The sequence below is a fragment of the Paracoccus liaowanqingii genome (assembly GCF_004683865.2).
Taxonomy (GTDB): Bacteria; Pseudomonadota; Alphaproteobacteria; order Rhodobacterales; family Rhodobacteraceae; genus Paracoccus; species Paracoccus liaowanqingii.
Map to the genome: position 1 here is coordinate 162,076 of NZ_CP040763.1, position 17,842 is coordinate 179,917.

Below are 17,842 nucleotides of genomic sequence, written 5' to 3' on the forward strand. Positions count from 1 at the left end.
GGCTGCCCATGCGTTCACTGATCCTTGGTCTTGTCCTTGTTGCGCCGATCCCGGCCTTGGCTGACGGTCCGGCGGTCACCGCCAGCCACGACGTGCTGGCCGCGATGGTGCGCGCCATCGCCCCTGACGTGATCGTCACCACCATCGCCCCCGAGGGCACCGACCCCGCTACGTTCACCCCCGATATCCCGGCCATTGCCGCCATTCAGGCAGCCGACCTGATCGTACTGAACGGCGCGGGGTTCGAACCTTGGGCCAGCCGCGTCAGCCTGCCCCGCGCGCGAGTTGTGGACACGACCACTGCAATGCAGGAGGACCTAATCCATCTGACCAGCCAAAGCCACAGCCACGGATCGGGGCCCACCCATTCCCATGACGGCACGGCGCCGCATGTCTGGTTGGACTTCACACTGGCCGGGCGGCAGGCGCAGGCCGTGGCCTATGGGCTGACGCGGGCCAACCCGGATGGCGCCGACAGCCACGCGGCCAATCTGGCCACGCTCAACGACCGTCTGGCGGCGCTGGACGCGCAGGCGCAGGCGGTCGGCGCCGCGCTGGCCGGACGGACCGTGCTGGTCGCACAGCCGGGCTTTGAGTATCTGGGCCGCGCCTATGACATCGCGCTGCAGGAGGCGACGCTGGACCCCGCAGCACCCGCCACCTCCGACCAACTGGCTGCGCTGGACGCGGCGCTGGCGGCGGGCGCCCTGCCGCTGATGCTGTGGAACGCCGCCCCGCCGGCGGACACCGCCACCGCGTTGGCCGACCGCGACGTGGCCATCGTGGTCCTGCCCGATGGCGCGCAGGTCCCGGCCGATCAGGACCCGTTCGACGCCATCGCCGCCGGTCTGACCGCGCTGGCCGCCGCCCTGCCCCCTGCCTGACCCTATCTGGAGGATACGGATGATCCACCCCTTGACCCTTGCCGCCGCCCTGTTGCTGACCGCCACACCGGGGGTCGCGCATTACGGCATGATCATCCCGTCCGACAGCATGATCATGCAGGACGATCCGCGCGACATCGACGTGACCGTTTCCTTTGCGCATCCCTTTGAACGCGAGGGGATGGAGCTGGTCACGCCAAAGGTGTTCCGCCTGTACGGCCCGCAGGGTGAGACGGACCTGCTGCCGACGCTGACGCCCGCGCCCTTCATGGGTCAGCCCGCCTTCGCGACGCAGCTGACGATCAGCGAACCCGGCCTGCACGTGCTGTACATGGAGCCGCAGCCGTATTGGGAACCGGCCGAGGATGCGTTCATCGTCCACCACACCAAGACCTATCTGGCCGCCTTCGGACAGGAGGAGGGGTGGTCCGAACCACAAGGCCTAATCACCGAGATCAAGCCGCTGAGCAAGCCCTATGGCCTGTGGGCGGGCAACCTGTTCCAAGGGCAAGTGCTGCGCGACGGCGCGCCCGTGCCCGGCGCCGAGGTCGAGATTGAGTTCTACAATCAGGACGGGGCGGTGACCGCGCCATCCGACGCGATGATCACCCAGACGATCCTGGCCGATGATAACGGCGTGTTCAGCTATGCAGCCCCCGGTGCGGGCTGGTGGGGCTTTGCGGCGCTGACGACAGCAGACTATACACTGCCGCACGATGGCGTTGAAAAGCTCGTCGAACTGGGCGCAGTTGTATGGGTCCATTTCGAGGCGTGGCCATGAATCGAGTAACTTTGTTCGCAATGGCACTGTTGGTTTGCGCCGGACCTGCAGCAGCTCACCAACTGAGCGTTTTTGCAAGGGTCGAGGATGGCGTCGTTCTGATAGAGGCGGCCTTCCCCGATGGCAGACCCGTCGCTACGGGGACGCTGCGCATCCTAGATGCGACCGGGGCGCTGATCATAGAACAGCCTGTCACACCGCCTTATCCGATCCGTTTTGCTGTAGGCGACCACACCGACGGGCTGCGGATCGAGGTGGATGCAGGCGGTGGGCACGACAATTACTGGCTGCTAACGCCCCAAGATCTGAACTGATAGTGATATCTTTCGGTACTCTATTTCTCATGTCAGTTCAGGATACTGTAGCCCACATTAAACGCTATGCGTCATAGCGGACCTGACTACTATTGGGCGAAAACGTTGCATAAGAACGACTTATTGACAGTTGATTGGTGGGCAACGTGACCCACGTTTTCTAGTTAGGTCTCGGGACCTTTGGCCTTCATCAGCAACCGGAGCCGGACCAACATCCCGTGCAACTCGTGCTCCGCGTCCACCATAGGAGGGTAGGGATCAGAAAGCTAATTTCGATGGGAATTTGCAAGAAATCCAATTTTTTTTCTGCTAGTACCGCCAAAGCTTTAAATTGAATCAATCGACGCTCGGCTTTGCATCTTCTCTGAGTTGGCCGTGCTTCTCGCGGCAGTGCTTAAAGTTCTCACAGGCAACAGCCCCAGTGCAGCAATTGTTCTTTCACTGCGTCAGCCCCCAGAACTTGGCGATGTGGCGAGTCGAAGAGATACCGACCTCCAGCATGAACTTGCTTGCTTCGCCTAGGCCTTCGGCACCCTCTGCACTAATGGGCGTGCCGTGGCCCATGTCCGTGATCATGTATTCCTCGATTACCGCCCGTCCCGTGTCGTCACACCAGACTTTATGAGGAAATCCGTCGACCTTCTCCACCCGTGTCGGCGGCCCTTCGACGTCGTGGATCTTCTGCCATTGCCGGACGATAGAGTCGGCGTTGGAACTGTCGACAGTCTTGTCGCTGCCACCATGCCAAACCGAAATGGTCGGCCAGCGCCCCCTGAAATCCGACGCATCGCGCACATGCGCGTCCAAGGTACGGTCCGATGGTCCACCATATCCCTTCATGCGAACAAGCGCCTCCATCAAGTTTTCGGCGCTGCGGTAGGGTAGGCCTGCAATGATTGCGCCTCCGGCGAACACTTCAGGGTAGGTCGCCAGCATCACGGATGTCATGGCACCTCCCGAGGACATGCCCGTGATGAAGATGCGGGACGGGTCTACAGCATGATCATCAACCACTTGCTTGATCATCTGACATATAGAGAGCGGCTCGCCGCGGTCGCGGTGGATGTCGCCGGACTTGAACCAGTTAAAGCTGCCAAGGGCGTTATTCGAGTTGCGCTGTCCTGGGAAAAGAAGCGCGATCCCGCACTCGTCGGCGAGCGTCGACCAGCCTGAGCCAAGATCATAGCTCTCTGGGGACTGAGTGCTGCCATGAAGCACGACCACAAGCGGACCGTTCTTCGGAAAGTTCTCAGGAATATAGGTTTCCGCGCTCAGCGCCCCAGGATCGGTTCCAAAACCATGCAATTCGGCTAGGCTGCCGTGAGTATCTGAAGGTATGGGCATGCAGGCTCCTTGTTCGCGAGCCTCTTTCTGACCCGCACAGAAATATATTGGATTATAGTGACACTGATGTTTTTTTGGTCATCGCCGCACATCTGCCCATGCCACTCCGGCATGTATTGACGTGAGCGAGAAGCTTGTTGTTCAGATCAAACAGGTTTGGGAGGCCGATGTTCCTTGGAAATTACATCGTCGCAGAAGTCGCGCTATGTGTTCATTTGCTGTTGAGGAGCAAGTGCCGGTTCAGAGTAACCCCACTGCCATCAGGCCGCTTCCCGCCCGTCTGTTCAGCCTCGCCTCACGCAGATGTAGGACAGTTAAAGGTGCCGCGAACGCTATTTCCCCATAGCGTGAGCCAAGGCCCCCCCAGCTTCCTCTTTGTCAGGTTTCCCAACGCGGGCCACCGCCGCAGCACCCATCTTCCGTGGAGTACGCAGCATGAATGACAAAGGTGAGATCTGCGCTGTTGAGAGTGTCATCATCACCAGCAAGCTAGACTGCCGGCCCTCCCGCGGGCCGGACTTCGAGGCGGAGAACCGCGCCCTGGCGGTGCTCGCTCAAACAGTAGGCACCAACCCTGGCGGCTTGCTGCAGCAGCTCGTCGAGGAGGTCATGGCTTTGACGCGATGCGATTCTGCCGGTATCAGTATTCTTGAGCCCGGCAGCGAGCACGGCGTCTTTCGATGGGTCGCGACGACCGGGGCTTGGTCACCCTATCGAAACGGCACCATGCTGCGCGAGGAGAGCCCGTGCGGTGAGGCCATCGCGCGGGAAACGATCTTGCTCATGAAGCACCCGGAACGCGTTTTCCCGGCATTGCTGCAAGCGGAACCCGGCATTGGGGAGGTACTACTGGCCCCCTTTCAAATCGACGGGGTGGCCGGTGGCACGGTATGGGCGATCAAGCATGGACCTGATGACCAGTTTGATCGCGAAGATGCGCGTGTCCTTCAGAGCCTTATTCATTTCGCGTCGGCCGCGCATAAGAGCGAAGGCCGCTACCGCGCGTTGTTCGAGGCGGTCAGCCACGGCATCGCCATCAACAGGTTAGTGCGTGACAAGCAAGGCAGCGTTGTTGACGCGCAGTACCTCGAACTAAATCCCGCCTATGAGGAGCAGACCGGATTAAATCGCGCCGCAGCCACGGGCCGATTGGCAAGTGAAATTTTTCCACTCTTCTATCGCCTGTGGCTGGAGACCGCGGAGCGCGTTGTCGCAACGGGCCAATCGGAGCGTCTCGAAGAATTTGTTGCCGATACCGGCAGATGGTTCACCTTCAACATTGCTCCCTTTAACGGGCGTGATCTTTTCGCTGTCCTCTATGAGGACATTACCGATCGCAAGCGCGCCGAGGTGGCCTTGCAGGAGAGTGAGGAGACGCTCGCCGCCGACCTGGCCAATACGGAGCTGCTGCGCGAGCTGGCGGAGCGCCTAGTCACCGAGGAAAATATCGGCGCGATCTATAACGAGATCCTGTCCGCCGCCATGATCATTGCCCAGGGGGATGCGGGAACGGTCCAGACTCTCGATCCGGAAGCGAAATCTCTGACCCTGCTCACCACCCGAAACTTCCCGCGCACCATCAACGACCGTTTCACCGCAGTCGACGCGAGCAGCCGGACCGCCTGCGGCATCGTTCTCAAGACGGGCCAGCGCGCCTTCGTCGACTTCGCTGATGAACCCGACGACACCGGATGCGCTTTGCTTGTCGATGCAGGCTTCCAAACAGCGCTGGCAGTGCCGCTCACCTCACGCAGCGGCAAACAGCTTGGCATGCTGAACATACACTGGCACACGGCCGGGCATCGCTCGACCGAACGAGAACTGCGGTTCCTGGACCTGATCGCACGGCAGGCGGCTGACCTCATCGAACAGCGCCAGGCCCAAAGCGTCCTGCGTGAAAGTGAGGAACGGTTCCGGCTCATTGTCGATACCGCGCGCGACTACGCGATCTTTGCCACTGATAGAGAAGGTCGGATCATAACATGGCCGACAGGGGCGCAAACCGTATTTGGTTGGACCGAGGCGGAAGCTCTTGGTCAGCCGTCCGCCATGGCATTTACGCCTGAGGACCGCGCGAACAGGGTTCCCGAAGAAGAGCGGACTAAGGCGGCGGCATCTGGCTTCGCTCCAGACGTGCGCTGGCATCAACGCAAGGACGGCCGTCGCATCTTGATAGAGGGCTCGATGCGTTCCCTTATCAACGAGCGCGGCGTAATGACGGGGTTTCTCAAGATCGGACAAGACGTGACCGAACGCCATGCGACGGAGCGTGCCTTGGCCGAAAGCGAGTCACGCTTCCGGCAATTCGCCAATGGCACTGCCAATGTCTTGTGGATCAGGGATGCGGCGACACTCCGCATGGAGTTCGCCAGCCCGGCTTTCGAGACAACCTATGGTCGGGCCTGCCATGATATGGGCGGCACCAGCAGCCTGCGATGCTGGGGCCGGATGATCGTGCGGGAAGACCGCAAGGGCGTGTTCCAGAACATCCGCCGGGTGCGGGCGGGTGAACGGGTCGATCAGGAGTTCAGGATAAGACGCGCGACCGACGGGGCACTGCGCTGGATTCACGACACTGGTTTTCCGCTGCTGGATGGGGATGGTGGGATCCGCGCTGTCGCCGGGGTCGCTGCGGATGTCACTGAAACCAGAGAACTGGCCGATCGTCAGGACGTACTCGTAGCGGAGCTACAACATCGCACACGCAACCTTATCGCGGTGGTCCGCTCGATCTCTGACAAGACACTGCGGGGTGCCGCCTCTCTGGACGATTTCAAGGTTCGGTTCCGGTGTCGCCTGGAAGCGCTTGCGCGTGTGCAAGGGCTGCTCTCGCGGACTACCTCGGTCGAGAAGGTCAGCTTCGATGATCTGCTTCGCTCCGAGCTCGCCGCGCTCGGCGCCGACGGCCAGGGCGCGAAGGTGACGCTAGACGGCCCGGACGGGGTGCCGCTCCGCTCCAGCATGGTCCAGACTTTGGCGCTTGCACTGCACGAACTCGCGACCAACGCCGACAAATATGGGGCGCTGTCCACCGCCAACCCTGACGGGCGGCTCGCCGTCCGCTGGCATGTCGATCCTGCCGGTGACGATTCACCGCGCCTCCACGTTGAATGGCAGGAAAACGGGGTTAAGATGCTTCAGGCTGGCGCCTTGCCTCGCGGGGGCGGATATGGGCGCGAGCTGATCGAACGCGCGCTGCCCTATCAACTGCACGCCCAGACAACCTATGAGCTATGCGATGACGGCGTGCGCTGTACGATCGCGTTGCCAATCTCAGGGCAGGGAGGAGCAGTGGAATATGACTTATGAGTAATGCATTGTTGGAAGGCCGTCGCATCCTTCTGGTGGAAGATGATTATTTCATCGCCGACGCCCTGTTGGAGGCGTTGGAAGACGCGGGCGCGACGGTGCTCGGGCCGGTTTCCTCGGTCAAGGACGCGTTGGCGCTGCTTGGTCGCGAACACGATGTTAACGGTGCGGTTCTCGACATAAACTTGGATGGGGAGGCGGTCTTCCCCGTCGCCGACGTGCTTTGCGCACGGGGCGTTCTTTTCCTTTTCGCCACCGGCTATGATGAAGCAGCGGTGCTTCCCGCGTGGCGACACATCACACGATGCGAAAAGCCGGTAAATGTGGCTGCCGTCGTACGTGCGCTGCGAGCGCCATGATGCAGACCTGGAAGATGGTTTGACAGGGTCCGTACCAAATGGCTGCTTTCGCCTGTCCGCAGCGGGCATCAACGCATGCATGTCCGTCCGCTTCCCGCCCTCAGGTTGCCCTCGCCCGTCACAGACGTCTGTGAGGATGCAGCCGCAGCGAAGGGCCGAAAGGTCCGCATAGCAGACAGAATAGGGCTTCGAAGACCCTTCCTTGTGGTAGCCGATGCGATGCGAAATGGCCGCGATGCAATAGCCTTCTTGCTGACCAGAGAGGTTAACTCTATCTCGGCAGGATGCAGCGTACGCATCCCCGCTATCTTTATCGTATTGGATCATGAAACCGCATCGACATCGTCGGAGTGGCGCATCGCGTTCGCCACAGCAACAGCATGATCTCGGCAACCATGTCCTTGAGAGCACGAGCGCAAAGGGCAAGATCCGAGGCACGGCGCGGCAACTTGTCGAGCATTATCTTCAGTTTGCAGAAGAAGCACGGCGTGCAAATGATCGCGTGGCGTCCGAGGCTTTCCTTCAATCAGCCGAGCACTATACCCGCTTAGGCAATCCCGTCCGTCACACCGAGACCCGGCCTGTGAAGCACCCGCCTTACGGGCCCGCGCCGGCTGCGACAGAAACGCGCGCTTCTACCAGTGATACCTGCATAGCTGTTCCATTGGCTGCAGTGTGCATAGGACGAGCGCCTGCGCCTGAAGCCGTCATCGTAAAGATAGCGCCCGAGTTCCATGACTTTAGGAGCCAAGAGCAAACCAGGATCGAAAAGCGGGCAGCGGCAGCGGCTGACCTTGAGCGGGTTGCCGGACGGCATGGCTACACATTAGCACAGTTAGGCTTGGTACTTCGGTCATAGTAACCCAGCCTGTGGCTAATGCTGGTGAAGGGATATGCTTTATCAGATGAAGCTCAGGTATTCTCGCCGCCGTGGAAGCCGAGTGATCGCTAGATCCGCACAGCTGCCGCCAGTGCGGCGCACATTTATCGACGTGAAAAGCCCAGAGCAGCGCTACTGCTCGCCACAGTATGAATGGCTGCTCAAATCTGGGCGCCGCATGCTTCCTAAGCCACCTTGATGCTGGCAGAAAAGCATGGGGACGACCTGAAAGTTGCTTTGATTTTCGCAACGTGTTTTCTGGCACTTCGGTGATCCTCGAGCGCCGTGCAGCCGGGTCACAAGAAAACCGCTCGTTTTTCTGACAGATCACTGTCGTCATCGGTATCGAGAGAAGCAGTCATAGGCGAGCCATCAGATTATCAACGTGGAGGTATCGTGGATCAAACTTGCGGATGGTCCGGCCGCCGACAGCATGTCTGTGCCAAGGTCGTCTGTCCCTATCCACAAAACGGCGCGGTCCTGCCATCACGTCCAAGGTAGTGATAAGTGTGGGGCAGCTTGCGCCGAAGTCGCCGATATGTTGGCGTTTGCTTCAACCTGCCTGTTCACAAGGTCCCGGAGGACGCAGCCATGTCGACGACCCAAGATCAAAACGATATGTTGCTTCAACCCGGCACAACATGCTGGCGAGTGACTGTCGCCAGCCAAGCCGCATTGATCGTGGACGCGGCTGACTATTTTGTGCACCTCCGCAAGGCGCTGACCCGCGCCAAGCGGGCGGCCTATCTGATCGGTTGGGACTTCGACCTTCGTCTCGAAATGGTCCCAAGCCAGAGCGACGAGGACGGCAATGCCCCCGACGGATGGCCTAACCGGCTCGGAGATTTCCTCGAGGCCTTAATTGACGAACGGCCCAGACTGTCCCTGTATATTCTCAAGTGGGATGGCGCGATGCTTGCTGAGTTGTCCACACAAGCCAGGGAGACGCTGTCCCTGAAGAAGTCATCCAGGCGTGTCCGTTTGGCACTCGACAGCCACCATCCGGTAGGCGCTTGCCACCACCAGAAAATCGTGGTGATCGACGACAACCTCGCCTTCTGCGGCGGCATCGACGTCACCACGGGACGTTGGGACACGCGGGATCACAAGCCTGGCGACGATCGGAGGGAAGACCCTGATGGCTCGCTCCACCAGCCTTGGCACGACGTGACCAGCGCGCTGGAGGGCCCTGTGGCAGAAGCCCTTGGTGATCTGGCGCGGCAGCGCTGGCTATCGGCCACAGGCGAGACGCTGCAAGCACCGTTCGGCAGAAGCCATTCTTGCTGGCCGAACTGCCTGGAACCGGATCTCTACGACGTGAGGGTCGGTATTGCCCGCACCGAGCCACGCTATCGTGACGGACCGCTGGTGAACGAGATCGAGGAACTTTACCTTGCGGCTATCCGCGCCGCTCGTCGCACGATCTATATAGAGAACCAATATCTTGCCGCGGGCTCTCTGTGCGAAGCAATGGAGGCGCGGTTGGCCGAGCCGGACGGCCCGGAGATCGTGGTCGTCAACCCGCTGTCGGCCCAAAGTTTTCTTGAAGACGAGGCGATGCATTCTATCCGCTCCCGGATGATCGAGCGGCTTCAGGATGCCGATGACCGTGCCGGTGGCGGACGCTTTATGATCGTTCATCCGGTCAGCGCGGATGGCACCCCGATCTACGTCCATGCCAAGGTTTTCGTGGTTGATGATCTGTTTATCAAAATTGGCTCAAGTAATATCGATAACCGCTCCATGGGCTTTGATACGGAATGCGACATTGCGATTGAGGCTTCGTCGGGAACAGAGCGCGCATTTATCAGGAACTGCACGCTCTCGCTGCTGGCCGAGCATCTGGACTGTGCGAAAGACGCGGTCAATGCAGTGTGGCGGCAAGGAGGCTCGCTTATCGGTGCGATCGAGGCGCTGCAGAGGAGGGACGGGCGGAGCCTGCATCCGATTAAGCCGCATGCTCTTGACCCTTTAGAGCGAGCGCTTGCGGACAGCCGCATTCTCGATCCTCGGTATTGGCCGCACCGTCAGGTATCTTTAACCGACCGCGCCAAACATGCCCTCAAACGCGCTGTCGAACCCTATCAGCGGGAGACACTAGGCTTGGGCGCAGTCGTTTTCGCAGTGGGTATCGCCGCGATCGGCATCTGGGTTGGGCGCGGCATAATGCGTCGCTCCCGGCGTCCGCCTCTGGCGGCACCCGCCGTCATCACCAGCAAAGCCCCGAATGCGCCGACGCCGAGCCTGCGGAGACATTGAGAGAGGTATTGGCTTTGGGGGATGAGCATTTCTTGATGTGCTTCGACGTCTTGGTGTTGCTGTTTCACGCCGATCCCCACATCAGAAATGGCTCAACAGAGCGCTGGACTGCTCAGGATACGCTGTTGCAAATGCAGTAGGCATAACTCTATGCATTCCGGGCCGGAAAGTCTGCTGCCCCTTTGATTTACAAGCGGAACCCCAGCAGGTTTCGCAAGGAGACGATGTGTCGAATATTGAACAGACCGAGATCCGGCAGAAAGTGCTGGCGGATTTCAGCGAATTCGCTCTCCGCAGCGACAGCCTTGATGACGTGCTGCAGGAGGCCTGTCGCCTTGTCGCGGAAGCGCTCAATGCGGATTTGGCGAAAGTCCTGGAAGTTGAGGAGGGCGGCAGGTCGGCTCTGGTCAAGGCAGGTATCGGCTGGAAGCCCGGGATCGTGGGGAAGGAGCGCATTCTGTTTTCTGAGCGCTCCTCCGAGGGCTATGCACTCGACCGCGGCGAACCTGTCATCTCGCGTGACATCAATGATGAGAACCGGTTCGAGTTCGCCGACTTCCTGATCGATCACGGCGTCGTCTCGCTGATAAATGTCCCTATCTACCTTCCAGGCCGAATGCCGTACGGACTGCTGCAGGTTGACAGCACAGAGATACGCAAATTTGGCGACACGGATATTCAGTTCCTGCGGACCTACGCCACGATCCTTGGTCCGGTGATCGATCGCCTGCACAAGGTGCAAAGCCTTGAGCAGGCTGCAGACGTCAACAGGCGCCTGATGCAGGAACTGCAACATCGGGTCAAAAACCACCTCAGCATCGTTGTCAGCCTGGTCAGGGCGCGGGCGCGGCAAACAAAATCGGATGAAGCACGAGCCGAACTGATGGCTGTTGGGAAGCGTATCGATACCCTGCGTCTGGTTCATGAGCAGCTTTACCGGAACGGGATGCCGGATCATCTACCCCTACGTCCATTTCTTTCTCAGCTTATCAGTGGACTATGCAGCATGCATGAAAACGACGATGGTAAGATCGCGCTGGACTTCAGCATTGACGATATCGAGCTGGCTGCGGATATTGCCGTGCCTCTCGGTCTGATCGCCAATGAGTTTGTCACCAACAGCCTAAAATACGCCTTTGGCCCCGAAGGCGGCACCATCTCGGTGAGTGTCAAGTCGACGAACGAGCGCCTGCAAGTGTGCATGCGCGACGATGGAAAGGGCATGCAGCCTGTTCTGCAGTCGACCCCTCCTGGCTCAGGCACCGGCATGAAGCTTATCGAAGCCCTGGCAGAACAACTGGATGGAAATCTCACGTGGCCGATGTCGCAACCTGGCACCATGCTCTGCATTGATCTGAGGAGATGACCCATCTGAGGTTGCGCTGCTCCCCAACCTTGGACCGCCGGATGCTGGAGTTTTCCGGTTCATATCCCAGGTAGAGATTCTTTTGGTCACGGACACCGGCCGGCGACGTCGTTGGACGGACGCCGAGAAGGTGCGGATCGTGGAGGAGAACTGCGCGGCGCCGCGGATGGCGTATACGTCCGGTTTCGGCACTCTGACGGCATGTTAAAGTGTCTGCTAAATGTCCATGATCGATAATGGACATCTTGGATTGAACTATGGCGGGGCAGAAGCTGCGGTTCTGGTCGGTCTATCCATGATTTCTAAAACAGCCAGAACGAGCCCAGAGGTCTGAGGTTTAAACCGTGGAACCACACGCCTGACCGCGGTGGTACTTTTATTGACCGACAAACTTGCGCATTTCGTCAACGACCTTTTCTTCGGAATAAGGCTTTTCGAAGAAGATAGCACCTGCAGGCACTCGCTCAGGCGTTACATGCCGATAACCAGAGGTGACGATAATCCGGACTGCCGGCCAGCGTTCTGCAATCTGAGATGCTAGCCACAACCCATCCTTTCCGTAACCCAGATCCACGTCTGTAAATACGACTGCGATGTCAGAACATGTGTTCAGAACTCTCACAGCCATCTCGCAGTCACTCGCCGCAAGAGCCTGAAACCCCGCTTCCTCGACCATGGCCAGCGCGGCCATGCGTAAAAGCGGCTCATCCTCAACTACAAGAACCATTTGAGCAGTCATAATGTCTCAGGCCTCAAGATCTTGTTGCGTCAACGAGCGGGGCTTTCAGTGTTACAATAAGCCCTAAAGGATCATAATTCAGATCCACGCCCCCGGTTCCCACAAGACCCACTTGAAGCAGCCTTGAGCCAAAACCTTTTTTCTGAGGTTTTGTAATTTTTGGTCCTCCGACCTCGCGCCACTGGATGACGAGGTTGTGGTCATCGTCCACATCCTTTTCCAATTGCCATCGAATCTCTACGCGGCCCGCTTCGTTTGAAAAGGCGCCGTACTTGATTGCGTTGGTCGCAAGCTCATGAAGCAGCATTGATAGAGTAAGCGTCGTCTTTGGCCCTAACTCGACAGGGGGTCCGGAGATTTGAAGGTGTTCGATCTGGACGAGGGCTGCCAGCGTTGATTCGATAACGTCCTTAATTTCCCCGGCTTCCCAATTTCTGTGCAAAAGCACATTATGCGCCTGTGACAGCGCATGAAGTCGGTTAGTGAAGTCGTATAGCGCCTCGGGGGTGAGCGCCGCGCGCAAAGTCTGTGTAGCGATCGCCTGAACCATCGACAGGCTGTTTTTCAGCCTGTGGGACAACTCCTGATTCAACACTGCCTGTTCTTCCTCGGCTCGCGCAGTACTCAGAGCTGCAAGGAGACGATCCGACACGCGACGCATGAAGTCGATCTCTCCCTGTTCCCAACGTCTGGCGTCGACTTGGTGGACAAAGAGGGCACCAACAAGGTCGCCTTTTTCGAACTGTGGTACGCTGATATGGGCTGCCACCTGAATATTTTGATAGCTCTGCAGATCATCAGCAAGTGCGACCTCCTCTTCCGCATTGCACATAATAAGGGGATGTCCCGTCTCAAGCAGCGCAGCGGTGCGAAAAAAATCTGCGACTTGATAGTGGCCCTCCATTGGCGGCACATCGCCGGAGAGGCATTCGCCGATGATAGTGAACTGCGCAGCCTTACGCTTCCGCGTCGCATATCCTGCGCGAGAAACATCAAGAGTTTCGAGAAGAAGGCGGCAAGTGAGATGCGTCATCTCCTTGAGGGTTGAGACCTGCCTTAATTCTTCGCCAAGTTTGAGAAGAGCGTTCTGATAGAGTGCGGAATTTTTTTGCTCCGTAATGTCTTGCACTGTACCGAACATGCCTCGGACATGCCCCTTTTCATCAAGGATGTGCTCGGCGCGGCGGGAAACCCATCTGACAGCTTGGTCATCGGCCCGGCAGATGCGGTAGTCGACATCCAGATGAGCCCCTGACTGCCAGTAGTCGGCATTTTCGAGCTGGAGTCTCCCGGCCTGGTTCAAAATAAGGTCCGCGAGTTCGACGGTCGACACCTCCGGTGCCTCGGCAAGGCCAAACGTTCGGCAAAACTGCGGCGAAGCCACTATGATGCCAGTGTCCAGATTCATCTCGAACGTGCCAATGCGTCCGGCCTCTTGTGCAAGCCTTAACCTCCGCTCCGCGTCCCGGAGCACACGTGCATCCTCCGCACGCTCTCGAGACACCGACATGAAGCGTGCGATGGTCTGAAAGAATGACAGCGCGTCATCATCAAAGGCAGGGACCTCGGAGCTAACAAAAGACACCACTCCCGTGACTTTGTCTTTGAAGCAGATGGGGAAGCCCGCATAGGCTTGAACACCAGAAGTCCTGGCTATTTCGTAGCGCGGCTCGCAGCTTAGATGCAGGTTCTCGAGAACGAGTGGCTCGGCCCGTTCGGCAACAATGCCACAAAGGGGGACATCGAATGAAACGCGACGAAGCGCCATGCTTATCTCTTCATTCACTCCCACGGAATGACGCAACTCAAGATGCTGGCCGTCTGCAGCGACATCGTAAAGAAAGCACATGTCAAAACCCACGGCGTCAGCACCTCCCGCCAAGATAGGCCTCAGCGTGGCTGCAGGATCGTCTGTGTTCAGAAGAGCACTGGCCGCTTGCGACAGCAGCGCAAGCTGCTGCGCTTGCCTGCGCGCCTGCGTCTGATCACGCAGAATATTCACGTACCCCACATGATTACCGGCATCGTCGCGCAGCGGCATCATCTCGGCCGAGGCAAAGAAACGCGAGCCGTCCTTCTTTACATGCCAGCGCTCGTCAGCCGCGCGGCCGCTCTCGCGAGCGGCAGCCATCTCTAGTTCTGGAACCCCAGCACTCTGATCGGCCGGGTTGAAGGTGATCGCTACAGGTTTTTCCAGCATTTCAGCTTCTGACCAACCAAAAACATTCTCCGCGCCCCGGTTCCAGCCGGTGACGTTGCCTTGCAGGTCTTTCGAGATAATTGCGTAGTCAGCAGCGCTGTTCAGCACCTGCCTGTGCCGGGTCTCAATCCGCTGAGTGTCCGCCAGCGCCGCACGCAACTCAACCTGCGTCATTGCTTGCCGGGCCAAGAGCTTCAGGGTTCGAATTTGGGACCCGTCCAGCGAACGAGGTTTGGTGTCGAGAACGCATACCGTTCCAATCGGATAACCATCGCGCGTCCTTAGGAGTGCCCCGGCATAGAAGCGTAATCCTCCTTCCTGCGTAACCAAGGGATTGCCTTCGAAACGCGGATCATGGCGTGCGTCCGGAACGATCATCATGTCCTCAGACAAGATAGCATGGCCGCAGAAGGACGTGTCCAAGGGAGTTTCGCGCACGCCAAGACCGACTTCGGCTTTGAAAAACTGCCGTTCACTGTCCACGAAATTCACTACAGCAATAGGCGTCTGACACACCTCGGCCGCCATGGCAGCGATGTCGTCAAATTCGGCTTCCCGCGGCGTATCGAGAATTTGGTAACTATGCAGCGTCGAGGACCGTGCTTGTTCACTATAATGAGCGGTGCGAAGCGTATTGTTTGGATTGAGCACAGTCATGTTTACCTATAGAAAGCGTCGATGCTTCACATCAACGGGGGTTCCCGAGCAAGCTGCTCTGTAATGTTCTTATGATATGCTTGCAGAAGGTCGTTATAAATTTCAACTAAGTTGGTCTTAAAGTTAATCTATCATAGGTCGATAGACACAATTTCTAGCGCAGTTGAGAGTGTCATCAAGCAAATCCAGTTGGTTCAGAGTTGTTCTGGCCGAACTACTTGAGGCAACACGACACCTTGAGGCGGGTAAGTTCATCTGTCAGCGGCTCGGGCGAAAAAGTTCAGTAAGCATACAAAAACCGAAAACCACCGGACTTGACCGCAGAGAGGAGAGAGGCGGCAAGCCCGATGGCCTTCAAGGTCTTTGTGACCGAACCTTCAGGGAGGAGGAGGGCGGGTCCGGCGAAGGAATGAAGCGGCGAGCTCCGTACAATCAGACCGCCGATTAGGAAGATGTGTGTCATGAGTTATCGCTGCGTTGCAGCATTGCCTTTGGACACCGCTGCGCGGCAACTTGGCCTTCGATTGCCCCAACAAGAGCACCTCTGCCTACAGCTTATTCAACCCGCGGCCTGCCTTCACGCCGGTATCGGGTTTTACGCGCCGCCAGGGAGAGGGGGACGGGGAGCAGCCACGAACTGTAGGTCATACTTTAATGGGAGACGAGTGCCGGAGTGTGGTGCCGCGCAGGATCATTGCTTTACTTTTGAAGCAGACGCTTACATTGGCAAAATGGCAATGCCCCACCAGCTTTCCCCCAACATATCGGAGCCTTGAAGGAGAAAGACCATGCAACTCACAAGGCTTATATATGTTTCAAACCACAGTGGAATAGAAGACACGAGCCTTGAGGCTATTCTAGAAAAATCAATAATCAATAATAAAATAGATAATATTACTGGACTTCTCATTTGCAGTGGTGAAGACTTTATTCAGCTAATTGAAGGAGGCCGAACAGTTGTTGCAAAATGCTTTATGCGCATTATGCAAGATGAGCGGCACCGTGATATCAGAATTGTATTTTCCAAGCCGGTAGACAGCCGTCTCTTTCCTGAATGGAATATGCAAAACGTTAGCGCATCACAAATCAGGAATGAACCTTTGAGCAAATATTGGATAAATGGCTTGTTCGAGCCAGACGAAATGTCGCACAAGGATATAGAGGAGCTTTTTATATTCCTATCCGGCGATATCAAAAAAATCTGAAAAATCATGTGCTTGATGAAATGACAAGGCAACCTGGCTAAAATCATCAGCTTCACGGAAAAGAAACGCGCCGCATGGCGCTCCCTAATCGGCCTTCCTACCGTTAAAAAAAAGAGGTGTTATGCCCCGGACAACCCCAGCACAGTCACTCGCGCCGGGGTTGTCAAAAAGGCAACCAAGAACGCAGCAACACATCCCGTTGTAGAACCAAAGCAGTCAAGGTCCTAACAAAATCTAAGCCTGCTGATCGGCTTGGTGCGTTAGCCATGCCATCACCGCAGGTTTAGAGGCCCTAAAGGTGGCAAACCTATCGATGTGCCGTAGGCAGAAGGCTGCGTTCTTGACGGGCTTGGTTGACAAAGCCAGACATAAAAAAACATTGTTTGCTCGTTAACTTTCGCGATGTCGGGTGGAGGCTCTCTTGAATAGGTTGCAGACTAATCATGATAGGTGGGGTCCAAATCCGCTACAACGGGCAGTGGACGCTGCAGGGATCGCTCTTTGGTCGTGGAATGTTGACACAGACTCATTCGACATGGACGAGCGAGGGTTCGAACTGTGGGATGTGTCGTCAAAAGAAGTTTTGACTTTCGAGCATCTCTCAGAAAAAATTCACCCTGCAGACCGAGATCGCGTTCGTGCAGCATTTAAGGCAACACGAGCAGTCGTCGGACCTTATGAAATCGATTTCCGGACTTTGATTGGCACAAAGGTGCGTTGGATTTCGGCTCGAGGTCGTGGCAGTGACGACGATATTATTAACCGTGCGATGATAGGTGTATTTCTTGATGTGACTGGCCGTAAACAAGCTGAAGAGAGCAGCGAGCTTATGGCCGGCGAGATGAGCCACAGGGTTAAAAACCTTTTAGTCATCGCTTCCGGGCTAGCAAGGATCACGTCCCGCTCGTCGTCCGATGTAGAAGATATGACAAATCAGCTTACGCGTAGGCTGATAGCTTTGGGCCGAGCCCACGATCTTGTCCGTCCGGTGCCGGGGCATGAGGGCGACGCAGCCCTATTGGGTGATATATTTTCGGTTTTGCTGGCTCCCTATGATGATCTGGGCGCATTCGCTGGCCGCATTCGCGTATCAGTACCGAGAATGGGTGTCGGAGAAAACGCGGCTTCATCTTTGGCGCTGGTGGTGCATGAGCTCGCTACTAACTCGCTCAAATACGGCTCACTTTCTTGCGATGAAGGAGTTCTCGATATTTCTGGCGGCATGGAGGGGGATAACCTCCGCATCGTCTGGACCGAACAAGGTGGCCCTGAGATAGATACGACACTTGATCATCGGGGGTACGGAAGCAAATTGGTGCGAGCGACTATCGAAAATTCGCTTGGTGGAACTATCAGCTATGATTGGTCACCAAGTGGAGCTCTTGTCACCATTGAAATGAACGGCGAACTCCTAGGTTCGTAGGCCAAGTATGTCGCGGCTTCCCGCCATCTGTTATCCTCATCCGCCTGCCATCTGCACAGTTCTGAGATTGCGCGAAGGTGATTAACCTCGCATAGCGAATACCATCAAAACAAGCCGCATCC

General features: G+C 57.5%; 13 protein-coding genes and 1 pseudogene. 11 read left to right on the plus strand and 3 right to left on the minus strand.

From position 1 onward, the window contains the following. Positions 1-8 precede the first annotated feature (8 nt). The 3 genes from E4191_RS20520 to E4191_RS20530 are packed head-to-tail and all read left to right on the plus strand — an operon-like array spanning position 9 to position 1,979. Positions 9-884, plus strand: a complete 876-nt coding sequence (locus E4191_RS20520; RefSeq protein WP_135816594.1) for a metal ABC transporter substrate-binding protein — start codon at positions 9-11, stop codon at positions 882-884. Between the two features lie 19 nt (positions 885-903). Then, the gene (locus tag E4191_RS20525; RefSeq protein ID WP_135816595.1) at positions 904-1,665 is read left to right on the plus strand and encodes a DUF4198 domain-containing protein; all 762 of its coding nucleotides are present in this window, start codon (positions 904-906) and stop codon (positions 1,663-1,665) included. Continuing rightward, a complete protein-coding gene (locus E4191_RS20530; RefSeq protein ID WP_135816596.1) occupies positions 1,662-1,979 on the plus strand; it encodes a hypothetical protein in 318 nt (105 codons plus the stop codon). Before E4191_RS20525 ends, E4191_RS20530 begins: the two co-directional genes overlap by 4 nt. A gap of 438 nt (positions 1,980-2,417) precedes the next feature. Here E4191_RS20530 and E4191_RS20535 read toward each other — a convergent pair whose 3' ends face one another. Then, positions 2,418-3,323 (minus strand): extracellular catalytic domain type 1 short-chain-length polyhydroxyalkanoate depolymerase, encoded by a 906-nt coding sequence (locus tag E4191_RS20535; protein WP_139616215.1) that lies wholly within the window; start codon positions 3,321-3,323, stop codon positions 2,418-2,420. Between the two features lie 435 nt (positions 3,324-3,758). Here E4191_RS20535 and E4191_RS20540 point away from each other — a divergent pair, with 435 nt between their 5' ends. From E4191_RS20540 to E4191_RS20565, 6 genes and pseudogenes are all read left to right on the plus strand, one after another. Further along, positions 3,759-6,632: a PAS domain S-box protein gene (locus tag E4191_RS20540; protein ID WP_139616216.1), complete on the plus strand. Its 2,874-nt coding sequence runs from the start codon at positions 3,759-3,761 to the stop codon at positions 6,630-6,632. Next, positions 6,629-6,991 carry a response regulator gene (locus E4191_RS20545; protein WP_139616217.1) on the plus strand — a complete coding sequence of 121 codons (363 nt, stop codon included), beginning with the start codon at positions 6,629-6,631 and terminating at the stop codon, positions 6,989-6,991. The genes E4191_RS20540 and E4191_RS20545 overlap by 4 nt, the downstream gene beginning before the upstream one ends. A gap of 325 nt (positions 6,992-7,316) precedes the next feature. Then, positions 7,317-7,850, plus strand: a complete 534-nt coding sequence (locus E4191_RS24940; protein WP_139616218.1) for a DUF4167 domain-containing protein — start codon at positions 7,317-7,319, stop codon at positions 7,848-7,850. Between the two features lie 612 nt (positions 7,851-8,462). Next, the gene (locus E4191_RS20555) at positions 8,463-10,130 is read left to right on the plus strand and encodes a phospholipase D-like domain-containing protein (RefSeq protein WP_228461873.1); all 1,668 of its coding nucleotides are present in this window, start codon (positions 8,463-8,465) and stop codon (positions 10,128-10,130) included. Positions 10,131-10,356: 226 nt separating this feature from the next. Next, positions 10,357-11,496, plus strand: coding sequence for a sensor histidine kinase (locus tag E4191_RS20560; RefSeq protein ID WP_176562831.1), 1,140 nt, complete (start codon positions 10,357-10,359; stop codon positions 11,494-11,496). A gap of 61 nt (positions 11,497-11,557) precedes the next feature. Continuing rightward, a pseudogene (locus tag E4191_RS20565) lies at positions 11,558-11,644 on the plus strand (IS66-like element accessory protein TnpA); the annotation flags it as partial. A 228-nt stretch (positions 11,645-11,872) separates the two neighbouring features. Here the strand turns inward: E4191_RS20565 and E4191_RS20570 are convergent. Together E4191_RS20570 and E4191_RS20575 are read right to left on the minus strand one after the other, a co-directional pair. Continuing rightward, positions 11,873-12,235: a response regulator gene (locus E4191_RS20570; RefSeq protein WP_139616220.1), complete on the minus strand. Its 363-nt coding sequence runs from the start codon at positions 12,233-12,235 to the stop codon at positions 11,873-11,875. 13 nt (positions 12,236-12,248) lie between these two features. Continuing rightward, positions 12,249-15,092 (minus strand): GAF domain-containing protein, encoded by a 2,844-nt coding sequence (locus E4191_RS20575; RefSeq protein ID WP_139616221.1) that lies wholly within the window; start codon positions 15,090-15,092, stop codon positions 12,249-12,251. A 788-nt stretch (positions 15,093-15,880) separates the two neighbouring features. Between E4191_RS20575 and E4191_RS20580 the strand changes: the two genes are divergently transcribed. Then, the gene (locus E4191_RS20580) at positions 15,881-16,297 is read left to right on the plus strand and encodes a BLUF domain-containing protein (protein ID WP_139616222.1); all 417 of its coding nucleotides are present in this window, start codon (positions 15,881-15,883) and stop codon (positions 16,295-16,297) included. A gap of 535 nt (positions 16,298-16,832) precedes the next feature. Then, complete coding sequence (locus tag E4191_RS20585; protein ID WP_139616223.1) at positions 16,833-17,720, plus strand: sensor histidine kinase; 888 nt, start codon at positions 16,833-16,835, stop codon at positions 17,718-17,720. The last annotated feature ends 122 nt before the right edge of the window (positions 17,721-17,842 follow it).